The 24097-nt window shown below is 54.3% G+C and carries 20 protein-coding genes; 16 read left to right on the top strand and 4 right to left on the bottom strand.

All coding sequences use genetic code 11. The features are described from left to right. Nucleotides 1–22: 22 nt before the first annotated feature. The 10 genes from M0651_RS13450 to M0651_RS13495 all read left to right on the top strand — a co-directional run bounded on the left by M0651_RS13450 (nt 23) and on the right by M0651_RS13495 (nt 11290). Nucleotides 23–1099 carry a GerAB/ArcD/ProY family transporter gene (locus M0651_RS13450; RefSeq protein WP_248552260.1) on the top strand — a complete coding sequence of 359 codons (1077 nt, stop codon included), beginning with the start codon at nt 23–25 and terminating at the stop codon, nt 1097–1099. A 74-nt stretch (nt 1100–1173) separates the two neighbouring features. Continuing rightward, nucleotides 1174–2031 (top strand): uroporphyrinogen-III synthase, encoded by an 858-nt coding sequence (locus tag M0651_RS13455; protein WP_248552261.1) that lies wholly within the window; start codon nt 1174–1176, stop codon nt 2029–2031. A 58-nt stretch (nt 2032–2089) separates the two neighbouring features. Next, nucleotides 2090–2398, top strand: a complete 309-nt coding sequence (locus tag M0651_RS13460) for a phasin family protein (RefSeq protein ID WP_248552262.1) — start codon at nt 2090–2092, stop codon at nt 2396–2398. A gap of 3 nt (nt 2399–2401) precedes the next feature. Continuing rightward, the gene (locus M0651_RS13465; protein WP_248552263.1) at nt 2402–4072 is read left to right on the top strand and encodes an ABC1 kinase family protein; all 1671 of its coding nucleotides are present in this window, start codon (nt 2402–2404) and stop codon (nt 4070–4072) included. A gap of 45 nt (nt 4073–4117) precedes the next feature. Continuing rightward, entirely contained in the window at nt 4118–5566 is a 1449-nt protein-coding gene (locus M0651_RS13470; protein ID WP_248552264.1) for a DEAD/DEAH box helicase, read from the top strand. Nucleotides 5567–5700: 134 nt separating this feature from the next. Next, nucleotides 5701–6597, top strand: a complete 897-nt coding sequence (locus M0651_RS13475; protein ID WP_248552265.1) for a M15 family metallopeptidase — start codon at nt 5701–5703, stop codon at nt 6595–6597. A gap of 238 nt (nt 6598–6835) precedes the next feature. Then, nucleotides 6836–7699 carry an ABC transporter ATP-binding protein gene (locus M0651_RS13480; RefSeq protein ID WP_248552266.1) on the top strand — a complete coding sequence of 288 codons (864 nt, stop codon included), beginning with the start codon at nt 6836–6838 and terminating at the stop codon, nt 7697–7699. Nucleotides 7700–7713: 14 nt separating this feature from the next. Next, nucleotides 7714–8517, top strand: a complete 804-nt coding sequence (locus tag M0651_RS13485; RefSeq protein ID WP_248552267.1) for a hypothetical protein — start codon at nt 7714–7716, stop codon at nt 8515–8517. Between the two features lie 338 nt (nt 8518–8855). Beyond that, nucleotides 8856–10217 carry an FAD-dependent oxidoreductase gene (locus M0651_RS13490; RefSeq protein WP_248552268.1) on the top strand — a complete coding sequence of 454 codons (1362 nt, stop codon included), beginning with the start codon at nt 8856–8858 and terminating at the stop codon, nt 10215–10217. Nucleotides 10218–10444: 227 nt separating this feature from the next. Further along, nucleotides 10445–11290, top strand: coding sequence for a formate/nitrite transporter family protein (locus M0651_RS13495; RefSeq protein ID WP_248552269.1), 846 nt, complete (start codon nt 10445–10447; stop codon nt 11288–11290). A gap of 461 nt (nt 11291–11751) precedes the next feature. On the opposite strand, the gene M0651_RS13500 is transcribed toward M0651_RS13495, so the two are convergent. Further along, nucleotides 11752–12660 carry a transposase gene (locus M0651_RS13500; protein ID WP_248552270.1) on the bottom strand — a complete coding sequence of 303 codons (909 nt, stop codon included), beginning with the start codon at nt 12658–12660 and terminating at the stop codon, nt 11752–11754. A gap of 340 nt (nt 12661–13000) precedes the next feature. On the opposite strand from M0651_RS13500, the gene M0651_RS13505 reads away from it, so the two are divergent. From M0651_RS13505 to M0651_RS13520, 4 genes are all read left to right on the top strand, one after another. After that, a complete protein-coding gene (locus M0651_RS13505) occupies nt 13001–15070 on the top strand; it encodes a molybdopterin-containing oxidoreductase family protein (RefSeq protein WP_248552271.1) in 2070 nt (689 codons plus the stop codon). A gap of 123 nt (nt 15071–15193) precedes the next feature. After that, complete coding sequence (locus tag M0651_RS13510) at nt 15194–16417, top strand: MFS transporter (RefSeq protein WP_248552272.1); 1224 nt, start codon at nt 15194–15196, stop codon at nt 16415–16417. Nucleotides 16418–16464: 47 nt separating this feature from the next. Next, nucleotides 16465–16956 (top strand): GNAT family N-acetyltransferase, encoded by a 492-nt coding sequence (locus M0651_RS13515; protein WP_248552273.1) that lies wholly within the window; start codon nt 16465–16467, stop codon nt 16954–16956. A 97-nt stretch (nt 16957–17053) separates the two neighbouring features. Then, nucleotides 17054–18805, top strand: a complete 1752-nt coding sequence (locus M0651_RS13520) for a glutamine--tRNA ligase/YqeY domain fusion protein (RefSeq protein ID WP_248552274.1) — start codon at nt 17054–17056, stop codon at nt 18803–18805. Between the two features lie 90 nt (nt 18806–18895). Here M0651_RS13520 and M0651_RS13525 read toward each other — a convergent pair whose 3' ends face one another. Further along, on the bottom strand, nt 18896–19873 hold the full coding sequence (locus M0651_RS13525) for a LacI family DNA-binding transcriptional regulator (RefSeq protein WP_248552275.1): 978 nt from the start codon (nt 19871–19873) through the stop codon (nt 18896–18898). 187 nt (nt 19874–20060) lie between these two features. Then, nucleotides 20061–21278: an MFS transporter gene (locus M0651_RS13530; protein WP_248552276.1), complete on the bottom strand. Its 1218-nt coding sequence runs from the start codon at nt 21276–21278 to the stop codon at nt 20061–20063. Nucleotides 21279–21410: 132 nt separating this feature from the next. Between M0651_RS13530 and mobA the strand changes: the two genes are divergently transcribed. Further along, nucleotides 21411–22058, top strand: coding sequence for a molybdenum cofactor guanylyltransferase (gene mobA, locus M0651_RS13535; protein WP_248552277.1), 648 nt, complete (start codon nt 21411–21413; stop codon nt 22056–22058). Here the strand turns inward: mobA and moaA are convergent. Then, nucleotides 22055–23062 (bottom strand): GTP 3',8-cyclase MoaA, encoded by a 1008-nt coding sequence (moaA, locus tag M0651_RS13540; RefSeq protein ID WP_248552278.1) that lies wholly within the window; start codon nt 23060–23062, stop codon nt 22055–22057. The two genes, mobA and moaA, sit on opposite strands and share 4 nt — an antisense overlap. A gap of 317 nt (nt 23063–23379) precedes the next feature. Here moaA and M0651_RS13545 point away from each other — a divergent pair, with 317 nt between their 5' ends. After that, a complete protein-coding gene (locus M0651_RS13545) occupies nt 23380–24075 on the top strand; it encodes a TorD/DmsD family molecular chaperone (protein ID WP_248552279.1) in 696 nt (231 codons plus the stop codon). Nucleotides 24076–24097: the final 22 nt, after the last annotated feature.

Consider the following 24097-nt stretch of genomic DNA (forward strand, 5'->3'; position numbering starts at 1 on the left):
CCTCGAGGAGTGAAGTTTTGTAATGAAAATAACCCAACGGCAAATTTTTCTGCTTGGACTCTTGTGCATCGGGTCGATAACTTATATGCAAACCTTCTCCTTGGTCAGCCAAACGGCGCATCAGCATGCGTTTATCTCTTATCTTGTCAGCGGATCGGTATGTCTCTTCGCGTTGTGGCTCGTTTCGTTTACGTTAAAGCGATTCTCCGACCGCAATTTACTGCAGGCCCTTACGGAACGGTTTCCACTAATGGGCCGGGTGCTGCTGGCACTGTACCTTCTGTTCCTGTTGTTTATCAGTGCGAGGGATATTCGAAGCATCTCCGACTTTACCAATACGGTGCTGCTTAATCGGACACCCATCCCCATTCTCGGATTAATGGTTACCGCGACGGCCGTTTATATCTGCCAAGGGGGAATCCGGGCCTTCTTAGGGCTCAGCGAAGTATATATCCCCGTTTTTATCGTGGTCCTGGGTTGCGTGATTCTAGTACTGGCGAGGGACCTTCACCCTCATTATCTCGTTCCTTATTTCTCACCGGATTGGCCTGGCATCATGAAGGGAGCTTGGTGTGCCTTCCCTTATCAGGCTGAGATCCTTGTGCTCCCACTCGTCATATCCGGCAAATACTTTAAGGCATCGGCGGGTTACATCAGTCTGGCAGTGGGTACAGGGATGATGATTGTCTTGCTGCTCCTTACGCAGCTTGTACTAGGTGTGCCCTTGTCAGGCAAACTGATTCATCCAGGCTATGAGATGATTCGACATATTCAAATTACCGATTTCATCGACCGCTTTGATTTACTTCTGATGGCCCTATGGTATCCGCTGGCGCTCGGGAAAATCGCCTTTGACCTTTATGTGTTCTGTTACACGCTGCAAATGGTTGTTCCCAAGCTGTCCGGCCGTTTGATGACGGCTCCTGTGGGGGCGCTAGCCTTCGCCTGCTCCATCTGGTTCTTCAAAAACGCCTTGCAGCTGTTTGATTTCAATTTTGTTTGGCCGATCATTGCCATCGTTTTTGACTTGGCTTTTCCGATTCTGTTCTTAGCGGTGCTTCGACCACGCCGGGGCAAACCCAAACTGAAGACGGGATAATCCATAATTTACTTCGCCCTCTCCCTCGTATAAGCTGAAGGTAGCAGAAATAGGATAAACCTGGGAGGTAGACGATGGCACGAAGACTGGAAGGAAAAAGAGTAGCACTAACCGGGCCCCGACGGGCGGAGGAATTAGGTAAGCTGGTGGAGAACATGGGCGGCACGCCGCTATATCGTCCGGCACAGGGAACCGTGCTTCTGGACGATGTGGCCTTGCGAAACGGCATTGTCGACTGGGTGGAGCATCCGCCGGATTGGTCCATCTTTACGACAGGAATGGGCCTTGATGCATTGTTTGAGATGGCAGGAGACATGAACGTCGCGGAGCGGTTGCAGGAGCATCTTCGAGCGGGAAAAATTGCGGCGCGGGGCTACAAAACTGTGAACGCGCTGAAAAAGCGAGAGTTAACGCCCATCGTCCGCGACGATGACGGCAGTACGGAGGGATTGATCCGCGGACTGTCGGAACATGAGCTGCGTGGAGCCAGCGTATTGTTGCAACTGCACGGGGATCCAGCACCGCGCCTGGTCGCCTGGCTGGAGGGACAAGGGGCACAATGCCGGCAACTCCTGCCGTATCGGCATATTGCTCCGCCTGCTGAAGAGCTGGAGCAGCTCTTGAGCGATATCCTCGCCGGTGAGGTGGATGCCGTGACGTTTACAAGCGGGCCGCAGGTGCGTTTCTTGATGGAGCACGCAGAGCGTCAGGGCCGACTCGCCGACTTGATGAAAGCGTTGGAGGGTCCGGTGTTGGCGGTGGCCGTCGGCAAGGTGACGGCAGCCGGTTTATACGAAGCCGGGGTGCCCCGGGTACTGGCACCTAAGGAGGAGCGAATGGGCAGCATGATGGTCGAGTTGGCCCGCTATTACGCAGGCGAAGTCAAGCCGCTCTATGGAGCCCATCACGGCGATGAGGAACAACAGGCGTAAATTGGGTAATGATAAGTGTAAGCAATATCCAAACCTCAGATGGAAAGGATGATGGGTAATGAGCGATTTACTGAAAAAAGCGATTTCCCTGGGATGGGGTTTGACAATCATGAGCAAGGAGAAAGTCGAGAGCATCGTAGAGGACTTGGTCAAACGCGGTGAACTGGCCCCTTCTGAATCGAAACAACTCGTGGAGAAGTTGATAGATCGCGGGGCCGAGGAGCAGAGCAAATTCAAAGAACTGGTGAATGAGCAAGTTCGGTCTGCATTGCAAGGGATGGGTTTAGCCTCGGCTAAAGAGGTGGAGGAATTGACGCGGCGGGTAGCGGAGCTGGAGATTAAGCTCGCCGAGATGCAGCAGCCGTAGGCGATGAGCAGCTTTGTTCGTCATACCGGCCGTTATCGTGAAATTGCCATGGCGCTTGGGCGTCATGGCTTTGGCTATTTAGCCGAAGAAGTAGGGCTGACCCGGCTCATTCGGCTGCCGCTGCGCCGACTGCGTAAGTCTGAACCGAGCTCCCGGACCTTGGCCGAACGGATCCGGTTAGTACTGGAAGAGCTAGGCCCTACCTTCGTTAAGGTGGGACAGCTGGCAAGTACACGTTCGGATTTGCTGCCGGAGGCGATTATTCAAGAGCTCGTCAAGCTACAGGATCAGGTGCCGCCTTTTCCGGCGGAGGAGGCCCGCCGGATTCTGGAGGCGGAATTGCACCAGCCGCTGACGGAGTTGTTCCAGGGCTTCGATGAAACCCCGCTGGCCGCCGCCTCCATTGGCCAGGTGCACCGGGCTCGATTGACGACGGGCGAGCGGGTTGCGATCAAGATCCAGCGGCCCGAGATCGTGCCGGTCATCGAGCTGGACCTCGACATTTTGCAGCACCTGACGATGCTGGCAAACAAACGCTGGGCCTGGGTCTCCCGGTTTCAAATTCCGCAGATGGTCGAAGAATTCGCAAGGTCGATCCGCGCGGAGCTGGATTATAGCTTCGAGGGCCGGAATATGGAGAAGATACGCCGGCAATTTAAGGCGGAGGAAGGCATATATATTCCCGGGGTGCATTGGCCCCTGACAACCTCCCGCGTGTTGACGATGGACTTCGTGGAGGGGGAGCATTTGAACCGTTTGCTGGCGATCGATGAGTTGGGATACGACCGCAAGGAGCTGGCGGAGCGATTGGTAAACGCGCTGCTTCGGCAAATTTTCGAGGGAGGCTTCTTCCACGCAGACCCTCACCCCGGCAACCTGCTGGTGACCCGCGAGGGCGAACTTGCCTTCATCGACTTCGGGATGGTCGGGCGTCTTAGCAGCGAGATGAAGGACCATTTATCTTCGCTGGTGATCGCCTTGATGCGGCGAAGCACTGAGGGGATGGTGCGGGCGGTTCTGCGTATGGGCCTCGTCGGAGATGATGCCGATACCGCAGGGTTGCGTCAGGACCTGGAACGGCTTCGCGAACGCTATTATGACATCCCGTTTGCGGAGATTCAGATCGGGCAGGCGCTTCAGGATCTGTTTGCCACGGCTCAGAAGCATCAAGTTGTACTGCCCGCAGACCTCTTATTGCTGGGCAAAGCGCTTTTAACCGTCGAAGGGGTGGCGCTGGCGCTCGACCCTGACCTCCGTATTCTCGATTTGGCGGAGCCCTTTGGGCGCAAGCTGCTGCGGGAGAAATACGCCGCACGTCGGCTTGGTAAGAAGCTGTTTGACGAGGCCGCAGAGCTGACGGATTCGCTGGTTGATCTTCCGCATCAGGTGCGTAAGTTATCTAGTACGCTGGCCCGAGGCAAGCTAAAGATGGACATGAACGTACCGGAGATGGAGCAGTTTCTCCGCAAGCTGGACCAGATCAGTAACCGTTTATCGTTCAGCATTGTGTTGCTGGCGTTCAGCATTATTATGGTCGGACTAATTATCGGCTCCTCTCTTGCACGCATGCCCACTCTGCTCTGGGACATTCCGGCGATCGAGATCGGCTTTATCGTTGCAACGCTGATGTTCTTGTGGCTGCTCTTTTCCATCTTCCGTTCGGGAAGATTCTAACGATGTGTTACAATAAGGAAGCTGAAGAATATGAGGTGAAACCTGTTGACAACTTTTGAAAATTTAAATGTATCGCCCATCCTGCTTCGCAAACTGCAGGGACAAGGGATTGTAACTCCGACACCGGTGCAGGCTGCTGCGATTCCCGTACTGCAGTCAGGCGAAGACGCCATCGTGCAGGCGCAGACCGGTACGGGCAAGACGCTGGCGTTTCTGCTTCCGATCCTGGAGAAAATCCGCCCTGATCGCACCGAGGCGCAGGCGTTGATTATTACCCCGACGCGGGAGCTGGCGATTCAAATTACCGCGGAAGCCCGCAAGCTGGCGGAGGCCCGTGAGGGATTATCCGTGTTGGCCGCATACGGCGGCCAGGACGTGGAGCGGCAGCTGCGCAAGCTGAAGAATGGCACGCAGCTGGTCATCGGCACGCCAGGCCGGCTGCTCGATCATTTGCGTCGAGGTTCCCTGAAGCTGGGCGCGGTCCGCATGCTGGTGCTGGATGAAGCCGACCAAATGCTGCATATGGGCTTCTTGGCCGAGGTGGAGGAGATCATTTCGCTCGTTCCGCGCAGCCGCCAGACGATGTTGTTCTCGGCGACGATGCCGGACAATGTGAAGCGCTTGGCCAAGACCTACATGGACAAGCCGCGCGACATTCGGATCGCCGAAACCTCGCGTGTCACGCTGGACAGCATCCGGCAGATCCTCGTGGAGTGCACGGATCGGACCAAGCAGAGCGCGTTGATCGAGACGATCCGCAGCCAGCGGCCTTATCTGGCCGTGATCTTCTGCCGCACGAAACGCCGGGCGAGCACGCTGAACGAGGCGCTGCAGGCCGCGGGCTTCCAGTCGGACGAGCTGCACGGCGACTTGTCGCAGGCGAAGCGCGAGCAGGTCATGCGCGCGTTCCGCGACGCGAAGCTGGAGCTCCTCGTCGCGACGGACGTCGCGGCGCGCGGGATTGACGTGGAAGGCGTCACCCACGTCTTCAATTACGATATTCCGCACGATGTGGACAGCTACATCCACCGCATCGGGCGGACGGGCCGCGCCGGAGAGAAAGGCGTGGCCATCACGTTCGCGGCGCCGAAAGATCTGGAGGCGCTGCGTCAGATCGAGCGGGGCATCGGCCGCAAGCTGGAGCGGCAGCGATACGAGAAGAGAGGCGCCGGTCCGGGCGCCGAGAAGATCGTCGCCGTAGGCCGCACCGGTACGGGTGCGGACAAGGCGGGGGGCCAGGGCCGCCGCAGCCGCGACGAGCGCGGCGGTGCACAGCGGCCCACCGGCCGCCGCAGCGATGCGGGCGGCGGCCGGGGCCGCTCGGCCGGCAACGCAGGCGCGCCGGCCAAAGGAGGCCGCGGCGCGGGCAGCCGCCGCGGCGATGACGCGCGCGCTCAGCGCGGCTCCGCCGGAGGCGCCTCGCGCGCGCAAGGGCCGGACCGCCGCGGACAAAGCGAACGCGGCGGCGGAGGGCGCGGGCGCCGGGGGCGGTAGCCGGCGCCCCCGCTATTTTCCATGTAACTTCTTGCTGGCCTAATGCGTTTAAAAGGATAGGATCAAAGATCAACATACAGAGGTTGCCTCATGCTGGGTCATGACAGGGCACCCGCGATAGGGGAGGAACCAGGATGTACAGCAAGAAAGGCGCGGTTACCGCGGCGGTTGCGCTGATGGTGGCGGCAATTGTGTTCGCAGGCTGCGGCAATCAAGCGGACAATACTCCGCAGACGCCGGTTCAGAACGGCACGAACGCGGCTGACTCGAACGCCAGTCCAGGGAATAACGCCGTTAACGATGGGGGCGCCAAGGACGATCAGGCGACGGATGGGAATAATGCAGCAACCGGCGGCAATGCCGAAACCGGGGATTCTGCCAATCCAGCTCCGGACTCTGAAGGTTCGGATACCGGCAGCAGCGGAGGGGACCGCGCGGCCATGGCCGACCCGCAGAGCGTTGCGGTGCTGATCAATAAGCAATTCGCGCTTCCGGAAGAATATGAGCCGAAGGATTTGGTTTATCCAGACGTTCGATTCACGTTTAAGGACAAGATTGAGAAACGCATGATGCGCAAAGAGGCGGCTGCGGCGCTCGAGGAGCTGTTTGAAGGAGCCGAGAAAGATGGCATCTACCTGGCAGGCGTGTCGGCATACCGTTCGCACCGTACGCAAACGGCGCTGTTTAACCGTTATGTGGAGAAGGATGGCGAGGAAGTGGCCAAGACCTACAGCGCGGTGCCAGGCCATAGCGAGCATGAGACAGGGCTGGCCATTGACGTCTCGGGCAGCGACGGCAAATGCGCGGCAGAAAGCTGCTTCGGCGACACGAAGGAAGCTGCCTGGTTAGCGGACCATGTGACCGAATACGGTTTTATCATTCGTTATCCGGAAGGGAAGGAAGACATTACCGGCTATAAATATGAGCCATGGCACCTACGCTATGTTGGGAATGAAATCGCTGCAGATATCGGGGAACGGAACATCACGTTGGAAGAATATTATGATGCCGTGCCGGTTTCGGGCCAGTAATTTCTTACACCGCCCGGGCCGTAGGTATAAAGGAAAAGACGCCTGTGGGCGTCTTTTTTTGCTTTTTTGAGCAGGCGATCCACCAGACTTAAATTAACAGTTGACATATGATAATGATTATCAGTATCTTTAAGATGATGAAATTTAAATGAAATTAAGATGAAGCCGTTATTCGGACTCTTTTTTTGATGATACATTTGACAGGTTTATTCAGTTGGACACGGAAAGGAAGAGTGCCATGGTCTCCTTAAAAACTTCACATCTGGACATTGCCTATGAGGATCGTCTGATTGTTGAAGACTTGAATATTTCAATTCCCGAGGGGAAAATCACGGCGTTGGTCGGAGCGAACGGTTCCGGTAAATCGACGGTCTTGAAAACAATGGCTCGGATTCTTCAGCCGCAGTCCGGCAGCGTACTGCTGAACGGCAAGTCGATTCATAAGCAGTCTACCCGGGAAGTAGCCAAACAATTGGCCATCCTTCCGCAGAACCCAACCGCCCCGGAAGGGCTTACGGTTTATGAGCTTGTGTCTTATGGACGTTTTCCGCATCAAAAAGGGTTCGGTGGTCTGAAGTCACAGGACCGGAATATCGTGGATTGGGCGATTGAAGCAACTCGCATGGGCGAATTCAGCGATCGCGCCCTGGAGCAGCTGTCCGGTGGTCAACGGCAGCGGGCCTGGATTGCGATGGCGCTTGCGCAGGAGACGGATATCCTGTTCCTCGACGAACCTACAACGTTCCTGGATATGGCGCATCAACTGGAAGTGCTGCAACTGCTCGAGGAGCTGAACGCCACTTCGAATCGGACAATCGTAATGGTGGTCCATGATTTGAACCATGCCGCCCGCTACGCCCATTACATGATCGCGATTAAGCAAGGCCAGGCGGTGGCTACCGGTACGCCGGAAGAAGTCGTGACATCGCCAGTGCTGCGCGATGTGTTCGGAATTGAGGCGGATATCGTCACCGATCCCCGGAGCGGCGTGCCGCTTTGTCTTCCTTACGAGCTATACCGGGCGGCATCCGAAGGCAAAGTCCGCAAAGGCAAAAATGACGGACCTGAAGAGGCTTCGCCTAAAGTGGTCTCGTTTCTATAGTGGAGGACCCCAATATGAATATGGATTATCAGTTGCTGGAGCAGCAATTGGGGATCGTCACGCAGAACCGGACGGATGCGCTGTTCACGATACCGGCAGCGAAGCTGTTGGATCGTGCGCAACTGATTTCTTTTTTGGAATTGTATCAGGAGAAGATCAAAGGCCTTGACCTTCAGGTATCGGCAACTTATTTTGCTACAAGCTGGCGGGTCGTGTGTGCGGCACTGCAGTATATGGTGTCCATAACATCAAGCAGGCTTCAATTTACGCTGGAAAATATAACGATTCAGCTCGTGATGGTGAACGGTTTTCCTTGGGTTTATTTTGTGCTGAATGATAATGCGGAACAACCCTGGCCCGCGGGGGATCGTTCGTTATGGAGCGGAGTCGAGCTCCGTCGTTTTTACGGGGAGGTGCTTCGTCCAGTCATGGAGAGCATCGCCGCGGTGTCAGGACTACCAGTCGCCCAATTATGGGGACAATTGCCGCTCGGCGTTCAATTTTACGTCGGCGCCATCGCTGGCCGCCTGGAGGATGAAGCCCTACGTTCCCGGCTGATGGAGGATTACGAGCTCGTTAAGCAAATGTCGGCAGAGGAGTTTGGCCTGAAACGCAACCCTTATCAGATCAAGGAAGTGTTGCTGGATGATCCTTACCGTCCGGGAGAGAAGTCGGCGATGAAGCCAACTTGTTGTCTCGCTTACCGAACGGAGACGGGCCATGGCTACTGTTACGGATGTCCTAAGCTCTCCAAGTCAGAGCGGGAGGCCAAATACGCCGAGATTCGGAAGCAACTAACCTCAGCCCAAGCGCAGTAATTCGCTGGATAGTGATTACATATGATTCTTTACGATAGCAAGCACCTGGCAGACCTGAGATCGTTCAGGGGTTCTGGCCAGGTGCTTTTTACTTCCTAAATGATTTCCTCAACCTACCTGCTTAGCCTTCCAAGCTGCCGGGAACTCTATAGTTCAAATTGTGAAATTTTAAAAAAAATCTTCCCACCCCTTGCAATGTGAAAAATGTCACACTATAATAAGAACTATGAGGTGAAACATTTCACAATTGTCTAGATAAATAAGTGATGAATTTCACAAAAGATGAATTAATTATGACAAACTACAAACAAGCAATGACTTTGGAGGAGGAAGAAATCATGAAAGTAGCAGTTATCGGATGTACCCATGCAGGCACGGCAGCGATTGTTAATACAGCAAAACTTTACCCAGACGCGGAAATTACGGTCTATGAACGGAATGACAATATCTCTTTCCTGTCGTGTGGCATCGCCTTATATGTTGGGGGAATGGTTGAGGATCCGCAGGGATTGTTTTACTCCTCGCCTCAGCAATTAGCTGAACTTGGTGTCAATACGAAGATGCGGCATGAGGTGGTGTCGGTCGATACGGATGCTAAAACACTTCAAGCCCGTAACCTGGAGACCGGCGAGGTGTTCGGAGATACTTTCGACAAGCTGATCGTGACGACTGGGTCGTGGCCAATTGTACCGAAGTTCGAGGGAAGCGAGCTGGATAACATCGTACTCTCGAAAAACTTCAACCACTCCAACACGATCATTGAAAAAGCGCAGCAAGCAAACCACATCGTAGTGGTTGGAGCCGGCTACATCGGCGTAGAATTGGTTGAAGCGTTCCAATTGAATGGCAAGCAAGTAACGCTGATTGATGCGGAGGACCGCATTTTGAGCAAATACCTTGATCCGGAGTACACGGATAAGATCGAGCAATCGCTCCGTGAACATGGTATCGAGTTAGCCTTGGGCCAAAAGGTCACACGTTTCGAAGGCGAGAATGGCAAAGTGACTAAAGTGATCACTGACAAAGGCACTTACGCGGCAGATCTCGTAATTATGTGTATCGGGTTCCGTCCAAACACGGATCTGTTGAAAGGGCAAGTCGACATGCTGGGCAACGGTGCGATCGTCGTAGACGAATACATGCGTACTAGTAAATCGGACGTTTATGCGGCGGGAGACAGCTGCGCGGTATTCTACAATCCAACAAGCAAACATGCATATATCCCGCTGGCCACGAACGCCGTTCGCATGGGGACGTTGGTCGCACGTAACCTGGTAGCGCCAACCGTGAAATATATGGGCACCCAAGGCACTTCGGGAATAAAGATTTACGAGGATAATATCGCAGGCACCGGGTTGACGGAAACGGCAGCGAAGGATGCCGGGCTGGACGCCGAAGCGGTATTGATTACCGATAACTACCGGCCGGAATTTATGCCGACCCACGAACCGGTCATGCTAAAGGTGGTCTATGAGAAGAATACCCGCCGAATTCTTGGTGCGCAAATCATGTCGAAGGTGGATCTGACCCAATCGATCAATACGATCTCGGTGTGCATCCAAAACAGCATGAAAATGGAAGAGCTCGCCTTCGTCGATTTCTTCTTCCAGCCGCATTACAACAAACCGTGGAATTTCCTGAACAGCGCTGGTTTAGGGGCTCTGCCGGAAGTTCCGCAGCGGGAGACCGCTCACGTTTAATGGCAACGATGCAGATGTAAGAATCCAACTTTCCAGCCGGTCAAACGGGGCGTTCGCCTCTTTGGCCGGTTTTTCAGTTTGATGTGAAATATTTCACCATATGAAAACGTTATCGTGATCTATGTTACTTATCCGAGATAAACCGTCACGCTACAATAGACACGGATCAAAGGATCAGGTAAGGATGACATGCAACAAGTCAAGCTACTTAAAAAGGAGACTGGATCATGGCTTACTATAAACCTGCGCAAATTGCCGAAGTTACTGTAGAGAATGGCATCAAAAAAGCGCATAATCCATTGCTGACTGTACTCATTCTCGGTTTTTTGGGAGGGGCGTTCATAGCGCTCGGCTTTCTGCTCGATATTCGCGTCATTAGTAGCGCTCCGGCGGAGTGGGGAAGCTTCGCTACCTTCATCGGCGCCGCTGTGTTTCCAATCGGTCTGATTCTCGTGTTATTGGCCGGCGGGGAGCTCTTGACCGGCAATATGATGGCCGTACCGCTGGCACGGATGGCGGGGCGCATTTCCACGGGGGAAATGTTGAAGAACCTCATCCTCATTACCTTAAGCAATTTTGTTGGCGCTTTGTTCGTCGCCTACTTTTTTGGCCATGTGGTCGGTTTGACGGCCAGCGGCCCTTATCTCGAAAAACTGGTTGATATGGCCGGTCACAAGCTGGACGATAACTTCTTGCAGGCATTTGTGTCCGGGATTGGTTGTAACTGGCTGGTTGCGTTGGCGGTATGGCTATCGTACGGCGCAGACAATATGAGTGGTAAAATTCTTGGCATCTGGTTCCCGACAATGGCCTTCGTCGCCATCGGCTTCCAGCACGTGGTCGCCAACATGTTCCTGATTCCAGCGGCCATTTTTGAAGGCTATTATTCTTGGGGCGAGTACTTGAAGAACTTTGTTCCGGTTTGGCTGGGCAACTTGACCGGCGGCGCCATCTTCGTAGCCGCAGCGTATTGGACCGCCTATTTGAAGGACAAAGGACAAACAGCCGCAGCCGCTCCAGCTACCGAGCATGCTGCCACAACTTCACACGCAACGGTAAGCAAAACTATATAACGCGAAAAGTACTCAACAGGCCTTTTTAACTGCTTCTCCATTTGGAGGAGCAGTTTTTTTGCTGGAACTGAGGGTGCTGGGTCATGGCTGGATGGCAACGGGGCGGCTATGTGCTGTATAGGCCCTTTGCACGATTATCCCGTTGGATCAGTTGATAAGAGAATACAGCCATACAAGCTTGCGGGGAGCAAATAGGTCACATAGAAGCGTTCGAAAGAGCAGCATTAGGTAAAAAAGCAGATAGGTTGAGTAGCAGAACGAAAGAGAAGCAAGTAGATCGTGAAGCTGATGGGTCGATCAGCAGACGAATAGAGAAGCTAGTAGACCGTGAAGCTTTTAGGTTGAGCAGCAGAATGAAAGAGAAGTAGGTAGATCGTGAAGAAGATGGGTCAATCAGAAGATAAACAGTAAAGAATAGAGTATCGATAGGTAGAGATAATTATAGGGTAGAGAAGCAGAGATCAGGCGGCGATTGCCAAAGGCAATTTCGGTTGGCGCGTGATCAGTTGGTTGTAAGAGATGGCTGGAGTCGCCATACACATGGTCACCAATTTCTGGTGCATTGTCATCCTTGCCGCAGGCAAGTGCAATCGACGGCGAACGGTGTATTCGTTCAGATACGCTTGCAGATACTTTGGTCCCAAGGCTACATATGTACTCTTCAGCGACTCCCACGCGTCTCTCACCACTCTCCGCAAGGGCAAATACAGTTTATAGGCAAGGGGGAACGCATCAACTGTGGCTGTTTCGACATCTACATGCTCGTTGATGAAAGCGGCGAGTTCGTGACGGGTTGCCCTATTCCCAGTACCTCGTTTATGTAGTAGCAGGTGAATTTTGATCTGGTCCAGATCGCCTGACTCCGTCACCGTACAACCAACTACGACTGCCGAAGCAAATGGATTGGGAAACTGACAACGGGATGGATTAGTGCCATATTGGTCGCAGTTGACCTTTACGTCACCGCTCAACCGTTCACGGGCATCGAATTCGCCAACGGCATGACGTATTTTGTGCAGCATCAACCAAGCGGTTTTGTAGGTGACCCGGATCGCCTTGTGCAACCGCATAGCAGAGATACCATCAGGGAGTAGAAACAATTCTATCGTCTGGAACCACTTCAACAAGGGCAGATGCGTTCCTTCAAAAAGGGTTCCTACCAAAGGTGATGTTTGATGCCCGCAACACCCGCACTCAAATAAGGGGATTCGCCGGGAGGTCAGGCGGCTGCAGCCGGTGTGATTGCATTTAGGGCAGACAAAGCCGCTTGGCCACTTCGCAGCGATCAGCGCATCCATGCAATCTTGCTCGCTCTTATAATGTTTACTGAATAGGTGATGAATCGTATCCAAATTGCCCTCCATATTCATGCAACTGGCTCCTACGTATAAGAATGTATGTTCTTATGATTCCATTATATACCAAACATGTGTTCGGTGCAAGCTTAATTTATCTATATCACTTAACAACTGAATAGCCCAAAGCCTAGCTGAACGAAAGGGATAATCGTGAAAAGGAGTGAACAGGACACTGGACACCGGACCAGACACTGGACGCATGAAACATGACACTGGACCGGACATTAGAGATTGTATCGGACATGAATGCACTATGGGGATCCACACAACCTTTCGATAGGAAATTACAGCCGGGGGTTTACGCCGGGGAACGTTTTTCCTTACAATAAGCTAGAGATAGGAGGGGTGGAACATGATCCATGAACCAAACGGGGTGTTTCCTGCGGTGTGCCCGCTGGATTGCCCCGATACGTGCAGTTTGCTGCTTCATAAAGAGAACGGGAAAATCGTCAAGGTGACCGGCAACCCCGATCACCCGATAACGCAAGGCGCGATCTGCAACAAGGTTCGCAATATGGCGGAACGGGTCTACCATCCCGAGCGGGTGCTGTACCCCTTGAAGCGCGTCGGAGCCAAAGGGGAAGGGAAGTTTGAACGCATCACCTGGGAGGAAGCGGTCAAGGAGATCGCCGATCGCTATCAAACGCTAATTCGCAAGCACGGGGCGGAGACGATCCTGCCGTACAGTTTTTACGGCAACATGGGGATTTTGAGCGTCGACGGCATGGACCGTCGGTTCTTCAACCGTTTGGGCGCGACGCAGTTGCAACAAGGCATATGCAATTCCGCGGGCAACGCGGGGTGGAGATATACGATGGGATTCGGCGGCGGGACGAGTCCGGAAGAGACGGTCAAGGCGAAGCTGATTATCGTTTGGGGCGGCAATCTCGTCAGTACGAACATGCATCAGGTCGCCCTGATCGAAAAAGCCCGTAAACAAGGCGCGCAGCTTGTTGTGATCGATGTGCATCGGAATCGAACAGGACAGCGGGCGGACTGGTTTATCCCGCTCTATCCCGGCACGGACGGGGCATTGGCGCTTGGGATGATGCATGTGCTGTTCGAGCGTGGCTTGGTGGATGAGGCGTTCATGGAACGCTACACGCACGGTCATGCCGAGCTGCGCGAGCATGTGAAGCAATACACGCCAGAGCGTGTGGCGGCGATCACCGGCGTACCGGCTGAGAGCATTGTGAAGCTGGCCGTGCTGTACGGCGAAACCTCGCCTGCCTACATCCATATCGGCAATGGCCTGCAGCATCACGATAACGGCGGCATGACGGTTCGCACGATTAGCTGCCTGCCGGCGCTCACCGGGCAATGGATCGTGCCAGGCGGCGGGGCCTTTAAGTCCAACGGCGCCTACGGCAAGATGAATTCAACTGCGCTGGAGCGGCCTGACTTGAGACCGAATCCGGGAGCTCGCACGGTGAGCATGAATCAGTTGGGGGATGTGCTGCTGACACTGGACCCGCCAATCCATGCGCTATACGTCTATTGCTCAAATCCAGCGGTGGTGGCTCCGGATACGGGCAAGGTGGAGCAGGGCCTCTTGCGGGAGGATTTGTTCACCGTCGTACACGATCTGTTTCTGACAGACACGACAAAGTATGCGGATATCGTATTGCCGGCGACGTCCTCTTTTGAAAATACGGACTTATACAGTTCTTACTGGCATCATTATATCCAGCTCCAGGAGCCGGTCATCGCGCCTCGGGGCGAAAGCAAGAGTAACGTTGAAACGTTCAAGCTGTTGGCGGAGGCGATGGGCTTCGAAGAGGAGGCTTTCCGTGACACGGAGGAAGATATGATTCGGCAGGCGCTGGAGTTCCGGCACAATCCGTATCTCGAAGGCGTGACGCTGGAGAAGTTGAAGGAGCAGCGGGCGGTGAAATTGAACATGGAGCCGCAGCAAACCTGGCTTGACCATCTGTCGACGTCTTCGCAGAAGATCGAGCTGTATTCGGCCACGCTGGAGAGGGCCGGACTTCCGCCGCTGCCAACCTATGTGCCGTTGGTTGAGGGCTACGACGGCGAACGCCGTCCCGGCAAGGACACGCCGTACCCTCTGATGTTCGTTTCGCCGCCAAACCATAGCTTCCTCAATTCGACTTTTGGCAATGTGGAGAAGTTGACAGCGCTGGAAAAAAGCCCGCTGTTGCAAATTCACCCTGACGATGCGGCGGCACGCGGGATCGTAGACGGCGATGATGTCACGGTGTGGAACGACCGAGGCAGCTACGAGGTCAAGGCGTCCGTGACCGACAGAATGCTGCCGGGTACGGTCGTCAGCCAAGGGCTATGGTGGCAGCAGGAGGAAAGAACGCGCTCACGTGCTAATGCCTTAACGCCGGATCGATTGGCCGATATGGGCGGCGGTGCGGTATTCTTTTCCACTGCCGTTGATGTAAAGCGGCGATAGATGTACTTGCCTGGCTTACACTTTTAGGCGATACTATTGTAATCTGGTAACAGGAGAGCCCTGTCGGCTCTCCTTTTTTTGTACATAATACGCCGATGTCTTGCAGCAAAGGGGGAGAACACAGTGAGATGGCTGCAGTCCTATCCGCGAGAAGTGAAAGTGTTTCTGGTCGCTAGCTTGATTAGCTCGGCCGGCGGTTCTTTGATGTGGCCTTTGGTCACGATGTTTGTGTTCAAGGTGCTGGGTCGGACCGTGACGGATGCCGGTCTGGTGATTCTGGTTATGTCGGTTGGCGGGATCGCCGGTCAGTTATTGGGCGGAGCCCTGTACCATCGGCTGGGCGTGAAGCGTTTGATCGTGGGAGGACTAGCGATGAACGCCCTGTTCCTGATGCTGCTGCCTTACGGGAGCGGCAACTGGCATTTGTTCATGCTGTTCATGCTGCTCGTTGGTTTCTTCAATGCGACGTCGATGCCGGCGATCCAGGCGTTTATCGGCTTTCGTTTCGCGGAGCGACGTGGAGAATTATTTAATGTCATTTATGTGGCCAATAATATTGGCGTAGCGTTGGGGACGGCGATCAGCGGATTTTTGGCGCAGATTTCGTATGATCTCAGCTTTATTTTGAACGGAGTGACTTCGGCTGCGTTTGCGTTGTTTTTTTGGTTTTATTTGAACAGGGTTCAAAAAAGCCAAGGCGAGCTGCACGTGCAGAAGCGCAAGAAATCAGTGGATGGGCAAAGCGTCTGGTCGCTGCTGCGTAGCTACCCGGTCTACCTGTTTATGGGCGTAGGGTCATTTTTTCTCTGGCTCGGAAACTGTATTTGGAATAACGGCGTATCGCCATTTACCATATCTCAAGGGATGCCGGAATGGAATTATAGCATTCTCTGGACGTTGAATGGCCTGCTGATTTTTGTGGGACAACCGTTTATTTTGTGGGTAAAACGCACGTTCGCGGGCTCTCCGCAAGCACAAATGACGGCCAGCGCGTTATTCTATATGTTGGGCTACGCAACGATATTGGGCTTCCATACGTATCCGAGCATGGTGGCGGCGATGGTGCTGACGACCTTCGGGGAGATGCTGATCTCGCCGGCGATCCCATCATTTATCTCCGACCGGACGGGGAAGGCCGCACCGTTCTACCTCGGCTTGGTCGGCGGAATGGGTGCGGCGGGCCGGGTTGTCGGGCCTTATGCGATGGGCGTACTGTTCGACTGGAACGGATTGGTTCCAGTCGCCTGGCTGGCGGTAGGCATCGCGGTGCTGTCGGTCGTTTCCTTCCTGGTACATGCCGCCATGAATCGGGATGACCGTCCGGAACCATCCGGTTTGCCGACCTGACGGGCGGCTAGAGCTTACTATGTTGAATATGCGAAGGGATGGATACTATGAATCATCGTGATATCCAGACGCGTCTTTCTGAAATGCGCGACGCGGCTAGGTTGATGGAAATCGACAACTTGGTTTGGGACCGCCTAAATACCCCTGCGGAGAAAATGGAGTGGGAGTCGCGGGAGAAATACCTGCAGAGCTGTCCGCCGGGCAACCAGATCGTGGCTGTTATCGGCGATGAGATTGGCGGCTACATCGGATTCAAACCGCCGACTCCGCTGCCGAGCAACGCCCATGTGCTTGAGCTGAACATCGCCATTCACCCGGCGTACCAGCGGCAGGGCATCGGGCGGGTGTTGATGGACGCTCTGGTGCGGCTGGCGGCCGAACGAGGCGTTCGCAAGCTGTCGCTGCGCGTGCTGGCGAGCAACCCTGGCGCCGTCGCCTTCTACGAAAGCTGCGGATTCGCGGAGCAGGGACGGTTGGTCGAGGAGTTTTGGCTGGACGGCCAATATGTCGATGATATTTTCATGTGGAGAAAGGTTTAGCGGATGAAGTTCTAAGGCATTGAACTATTCGGAAGATATCGGTATATTTAGAAGAAGAAAAATCGGGGAAGAACTCGAATGGAAAGGTTGATTACCCGTGGAGAACAACTTCACCCCTCCCAATTTCATAAAAAACATCATTACAGAAGATTTGAAATCCGGCAAGGTTAATACCGTCATCACACGGTTTCCGCCGGAACCAAACGGCTATCTACATATCGGGCATGCTAAAGCGATCTGGATCAATTTTGCGCTGGCGGACGAGTTTGGCGGACGCACCAACCTACGGTTCGACGACACCAACCCGGTTAAAGAAGACGTGGAATATGTCAATTCGATCAAGGAAGACGTCAAATGGTTGGGCTTCAATTGGGAAGAGCTGCATTTCGCGTCGGATTATTTTGAGGAGATGTACAACCGCGCGGTGCTGCTGATCAAGAAAGGTAAAGCCTACGTCGACGATCTCAGCGCCGATCAAATCCGCGAGCTGCGCGGGACGCTGACCGAGCCTGGTAAGAACAGCCCGTACCGCGACCGCTCCATCGAGGAGAATCTCGACCTGTTTGTGCGGATGCGCGCCGGGGAATTCAAGGACGGGGAAAAGGTGCTGCGCGCCAAGATCGACATGGCTTCGCCGAACATCAATCTACGCGACCCGGTCATCTACCGCATCGTACATGCGTCTCATCATAACACCGGTGATCAATGGTGCATTTATCCGATGTACACGTTCGCCCATCCGCTGGAAGACGCCATCGAGGGCGTGACCCACTCCTTGTGCTCCACCGAGTTCGAGGATCAACGCCCGTTCTACGACTGGACGATCGCAGAAACCGAAATGCCAAACGTATCCCATCAATACGAATTCGGACGGCTGAATTTAACGCAGACGGTGACCAGTAAGCGGAAGCTGAAAAAGCTCGTGGACGAAGGCATCGTTGACGGTTGGGACGACCCTCGTATGCCAACGATTTCCGGGCTGCGTCGCCGCGGCTATACGCCGGAGGCGATTAAGGCGTTCATTTTCGAAACGGGGATTTCCAAGAACTTCGGCAACATCGATCCGAAGATGCTGGAGCATTTCATTCGTGAGGATCTGAAAATGAAAGCTCCACGTACGATGGCTGTACTGGACCCGCTGAAGGTCGTCATCACCAACTATCCGGAAGGGCAAGTCGAATGGTTGGAGGCGGAAAATAACAGCGAAAACCCAGACATGGGCAGCCGTCAAATTCCGTTCTCGCGTGAGATTTACATCGAGCGTGATGATTTTATGGAAAACCCGCCAAGTAAGTACTTCCGTTTGTTCCCGGGGAACGAAGTCCGTCTTAAGAATGCATACTTCGTAAAATGCAATGAGGTGATCAAGGATTCGGATGGCAACGTGGTGGAGATTCACTGCACGTATGATCCGGAGACGAAGAGCGGCACCGGCTTTACCGGCCGTAAAGTCAAAGGCACGATCCATTGGGTGGAAGCGACTCAGGCGGTGCCTGCCGAATTCCGGCTGTACGAGCCGCTGATTCTGGAAGAGGAAGCAGAGGAAACGGCAAACGTAGGGTTGGAAGAAACGGTGGAAGGTCTGGTCGACGGCGCAGCTACTGAAGCTGCGGAGGCGGTTGTTGAAACCGCTGAGGAGAAAACGTTCCTTGATCTCATCAACCCGAACTCGCTGACGATTGCTCACGGCTTCGTAGAGCCGAACATGAAGGATGCGAAGCCGCAGGATAAATTCCAATTTTTCCGGCATGGGTATTTTAACGTTGATACGAAATATTCGAAGCCTGGATATCCGGTGTTTAACCTGATCGTTTCGTTGAAAAGCTCGTTCCAGCTGCCAAAAGCGTAGGACGGCAGTAACAGCCATGATGGCAGTGTCCGAGTGGCGGCACAACATAAAAGGAGCCTTGCAGACAAACTGCAGGCTCCTTTCTTTATTTCACACCGAGCTGCGCTCAATAAACCGGAAGCCAAGCTCCTCGGAGGCGGGTGTACCACCGCCGGCGGTAATTTGCGTGTGAACGATGGAAAAAGCGCGCTCCCCGATCTCCGACAACCGATTATCGATCGTGGTGATCCCGAGCAAGCTGGAGATCGGCTGATTATCGAAGCCGATGACGGCGAAATCGTCCGGCACGTCTAGTCCCCGCAGGCGTGCGGTGAGGATGAACCCGGCGGCAACCTGGTCGCCGGTAATGAGCAGGGCATCCGGGCGCTCGTTCATCGCGAGCAGCCGGTCCACCAGCGCGGCGCCCTCTTCCCAATCGATGCAGCCGTCCAGCACCCAATCCTCCCGGGCCTGACCGCCCAAGGCCGTGAGGGTGTCGGTATAGGCCAGCAGTCGGCTGCGGCTGCTGGGGCTGTTGCGGCGGCTGATCGTAAACGCGATGCGGCGCCGGCCCTGCTCCCATAGATAGCGGATCGCGGTTTGAAAGCTGGCGTAATGATCGATATACACCGAGGAGAGGTTGCGGTCACTCACCCGCTCGCATAACGCGATCGGCCCGTAGCCGGCATACGTCTCGATCTCGCTGAGCGGTAGCGCCCTCGAACAGATGATCAGCCCATCCATCTGTTTATTGCGCAGCATCTCCAGCACCTTCCGTTCCTCATTGGGACGGTAATCGGTTTGGCAAAGCATCAGCTGGTAGTTGCACTTCAATGCTTCCTGGGCCATTCCCTCCATGATCCGGGCAAAGTAGTAATGGTTAATGTTCGGCAGAATCACACCAACCGTTTGCGTAATGCCTTTGATCAAATGGACGGCATTCATATTCCGCGAATAGTTAAGTCGGCGCACAGCGTCCTCAACCGCAGCCCGCTTGTCTGCGCTGACGTAAGGGTGGCCGTTCAGAACGCGGGATACGGTGGTGACCGAAACGCCGGCAGCCTCGGCGATCTGTTTGATGTTCGGCAAAGCAAAACGCTCCTTTCCCGGCAGAGAATAAAAAATATCTTGCTATGGAATGCATTTCATATTTTACACTGGAGATGCAGCAAAGAAAACAATGTCCTCAGCCGGCGTTACCTCGTAAGCGAACGAGGGCGTTACGGCATCAGGCATTGTTTTCTTTCGTTTTACGGAGCGGCGAAGCCGTCCCTTCTTATTGCTCATCGCGTCCAATTTTCGGTGAGTATCCGTGATGACGAACTTGGTACCAAATCGCGGCGAACCCAAGCGCTCCGATCAGCGTTAATGCGACGCCGGAGCGGTACATCACGACCGAACCGAAATTTTGAAACAGCCAGCCGCCCCAGAACCCCGCAATCACGCCAGCAAGGCCGCTGGCGGCAAATGCATATACCGCTTGTCCCGCTGATCTTAGCGGTCGCGGCAACAACAGGGTGATGAGTTTGGTGCCGACGTAGAAGAATCCGCCAAACGTTACGGAATGCAGCAGTTGTATCAACATGATTTGTATCGGATGCGTTGCTTCCGACATCAGATCCCAACGGATGGCGAACAACAGGCTGACGATCGTGATACAAGCGAGCAAGTAAGACAGTTTGCGTTTCAAGAAGCGATCCAGCAAGATGAACGCCAACAATTCAAAAACCGTCGACAAGAATACAGCGCCGCCGACCGCAAGCTTCGACCCGCCGAGATCGGTCATGAACAACGGCATGAAGATGCTGTTCATTGCGTTCGGAATCGCTACCAGCATGCTGAATATAACGAAAGCGAGTAAGTATTTGTTCTGCAGCGCTCGGCTTAGTTCTCTGCCGCTCAGCCAAGGCGTCTGTGATGATTGCTGAATGGAGGGAAGCAGCAGTGTTGCCCCGATGGCGAGCATCAAGGTGACACTGAACAGCAGGGAGATCCCGTTGTGGCCAATGGAGTCGATGATCGGTCCGGCAGCCAGCGCGATAAAGGTCCACCCGAGAGAACCCCAAATACGGTACGTTCCGAATTGGTTCTCCGTCCCCACAGTATAGCCGAGTATCAGGGTATTGCTCTGAGATAGTAGCGGGCTTAGGAAAAAATAGAGCAGAATCATCGTCAGATACAACATGGTAAAGGTGTTGACCTTAAACATCATATGGCCCATGATGAGCAAGCCCAGCATCATAGCCAACAGAACGGCGCGCGGGTTTTGCCTCCGATCGCCGAGGTATCTCCAGAACGGATGAGCCAGCAGCGAGATTAATGGCCCAATCGCCATGAGGCTGCCGATTTCGAGCTTGTCCATGCCGATATCCTGCAAATATAATTGAAAAAAGGCGGCAAAAATGACCATGGTTCCGTAAATGAAAAAGTTAAGCAGCCCTAGCGGCAACAACGAAAAGGACGAATGTCGTCTTTTGTCCTGCAAACGCGCCATTCCTTTCTGTCCGGGTCCAAGTGGTTACAATAGGAAGCTTGTTACTCTGTTCCCAATGTAACACACAGGTGAAAGGGGATACAAACCAAGTTTTTTTGGATTTACCATAATTTATGCATCGGGGGACAAGTGATGAATACGACCGCCATAATTTTAGCCGGAGGACGCTCTAGCCGTATGGGCAGCGATAAGGCACTTCTCGAGCTCGGCGGATTAACGGTGGTGGAACGACTGATCCGGGAGCTGGAGCCGGTGACTTCGCGGATCGTGATCGCGGCAGGCAACAAGGCAGCCTATGAGCGGTTCGGCCAAGAAGTCTTGACCGACCGCTTCCCGGAGGCTGGGCCACTGGCCGGTCTGCACGCCGGGCTGGAGAGCTCGGCAACCAGCTGGAACCTTGCGGTGGCCTGCGATACGCCGTTCGCGAATGGCGGGCTGTTCCGCGCATTGCTGGAGCGCGCGGAGGCGGCGGAAGCCCGGGCGGATGGCCCGGCAGGCTTCGCTGCCGCCGAGGCGATCCTCGCCTGCACGGAGGGGCGGGCGCATCCTCTGCTGGCGGCCTACCGGCGCAGCGTGCTGCCGAGCCTGGAGGCACGGCTGCGGGAAGGCCGCCTCAAAATGACGGCTTGGACAGAGACGCTGCGCACCGAATATATCGAAGGGGAGACCCTCGCGTTAGCGTCGGGCCTCCCCTTGGAGTGGTGCGCGTTTAATATGAACAAGCCGGAGGATTACGAGCAGGCCCGACTCTGGCTGGAATCGGGCCGTCAGACGGACTAACCGCCGATCTGCGACATCCGGCGGGTTGTCGGCGTGTGGCTCTGCTGTTTATGTTCCAGCGCCAACGCCATTTCGTGGTTTTTCGGCTTAGTGCCAAGCGCCTTCAGGAACAAGGAGCGAATGCCCTCCTGGTCGCCGGCCGACGCATATGGACGGACATGCAACTCATCCGACCAATACAAACACGCTTTGATGTGTCCGTCTGCGGTCAAGCGCAGTCGGTTACAGTTATCGCAGAAATGTTCGCTGACCGGATGAATTAAACCGAACGTACCAGCCGCACCGGAGATCCGGCGGCTTTCAGCAGGACCGTTGCCACGGGGGCCTTCGACGCCTTCTACCTCCCAGCCCGACTCCCGGCAAACGTCTTCCACGGCCGTCAGAGGCAGGTAAGTTTTGCGCCAAGACTCGCTGGCACTGCCGATCGGCATGTATTCGATAAAGCGCACATGCAGCGGCCGTTCGATCGTTAACGCGAGAAAATCGCGGATTTCGTCTTCGTTAATTCCCTTCATCAGGACCACGTTCAGCTTGATCGGCTCGAAGCCAACTTTGACGGCGGCCTGAATTCCTTCCAGCACCTTCGACACCTCACCGCCGCGGGTAATCATGGCGAAACGGTCCTGCTGCAGCGAATCCAAACTGATGTTCACCCGCTTTAATCCCGCTTGCTTCAACAGCTCCGCTTTTTTGGCCAGAAACATGCCGTTCGTAGTTAGTGCAATATCTTCAATGCCCGGAATGGCCGAAAGCATAGCGACAAGTTGTTCCAAATCCTTACGCACCAACGGTTCCCCGCCGGTGAGCCGAATCTTACGGAGGCCCATCGGAGCAAGTGCCGATACCGTCTCGGCAATTTCTTCGTAGCTCATGATTTCCTCATGCGGCTGAAAAACCATTCCCTCGGCAGGCATGCAGTAGACGCAACGCAAATTACACCGGTCTGTGACCGAAATGCGCAGATAATCGTGCTTTCTCCCAAAAGGGTCAAGCAGTTGCTCCATGTGTACGCCTCCTTTCTATCTAGGTGCTTCAAATTTTATATATATTCAACCGGGTAGTCAATGCGTTGACACACACTGTTCAAGTATATTCTGTGGCGGACGATGATAAAATGGAAGTAGAGCAAGTGTAAAAAAGATCACATAAAAGCGCTTACATAATGGGGTATAATTCAGGTAAGCGATACGTGATCCCCCTTAATCATGTGTCGGTATATGCATTCGAGATGATTTCCGACACTTTTTAAGGAAGTCATCTTTTTTTGTCTGTAGGATCGGAGTCTGACTTTTTGAAAACCTATATAGGGAGATGAATTCGAATGGCTTTGCTGTTCAAACCTTTGGTCTATACACAGGAGCAGGTTCAGTGGCTTGAAACTCGCGGGATGGTTTATCAGTTACTGATGGACTTTCTGAGCCGCCCGCCGCGGATGTCCTTGATTGCTCAGTGGCGCCGCAAGGTGGAACAGCATCCGAAGGCGGCGGTCAGCCAGGGCGGACGGAGACTCAAGGCCTATCTGGAGAGCATTCCCGAAGAAGATTTTCGCAGCGTATGCCATCAAGAAGCGAAGGAATACGAGCGCCTTTTTACGGGCCGCGAGGCGGTGATCCCGTCATGCGAGAGCCTGTTTCGCAGTCGCCTAGAAGGGTCGAGTGCTTTAGCTTGCAGCGCCGAAGTCCGTAAGTTATATAGGGAGAACGCGGTCGTGTTCAATAAATTGAACGGGGAACGCGATGATCATATGGCGCTGGAGCTGGAATTTATGGCAGTTCTGGCCGAAGGGATGCTGGCCAAAGCCAACCTGCAGCAAAGCTGCCTGGCACTGGCGGACGCACAGATTCACTTCCTGGAGTCCCATTTGCTGAAGTGGGCCCAGCCGTTTGCGAAAGAGCTGCGGCAAGCCACGAATAGCCCGCTCTTTACCGGCTTGGCCGAAATGATGGATGAATTTGTAGCTAACGATCTGCAGCAGCTTCGCGCGTGGCGGGAAAGCCAACCGCCGGCGATGGAATAGTTAGAATAAAGCAAACACAAAG

The sequence above is a fragment of the Paenibacillus mellifer genome (assembly GCF_023195895.1).
Taxonomy (GTDB): domain Bacteria; phylum Bacillota; class Bacilli; order Paenibacillales; family Paenibacillaceae; genus Fontibacillus; species Fontibacillus mellifer.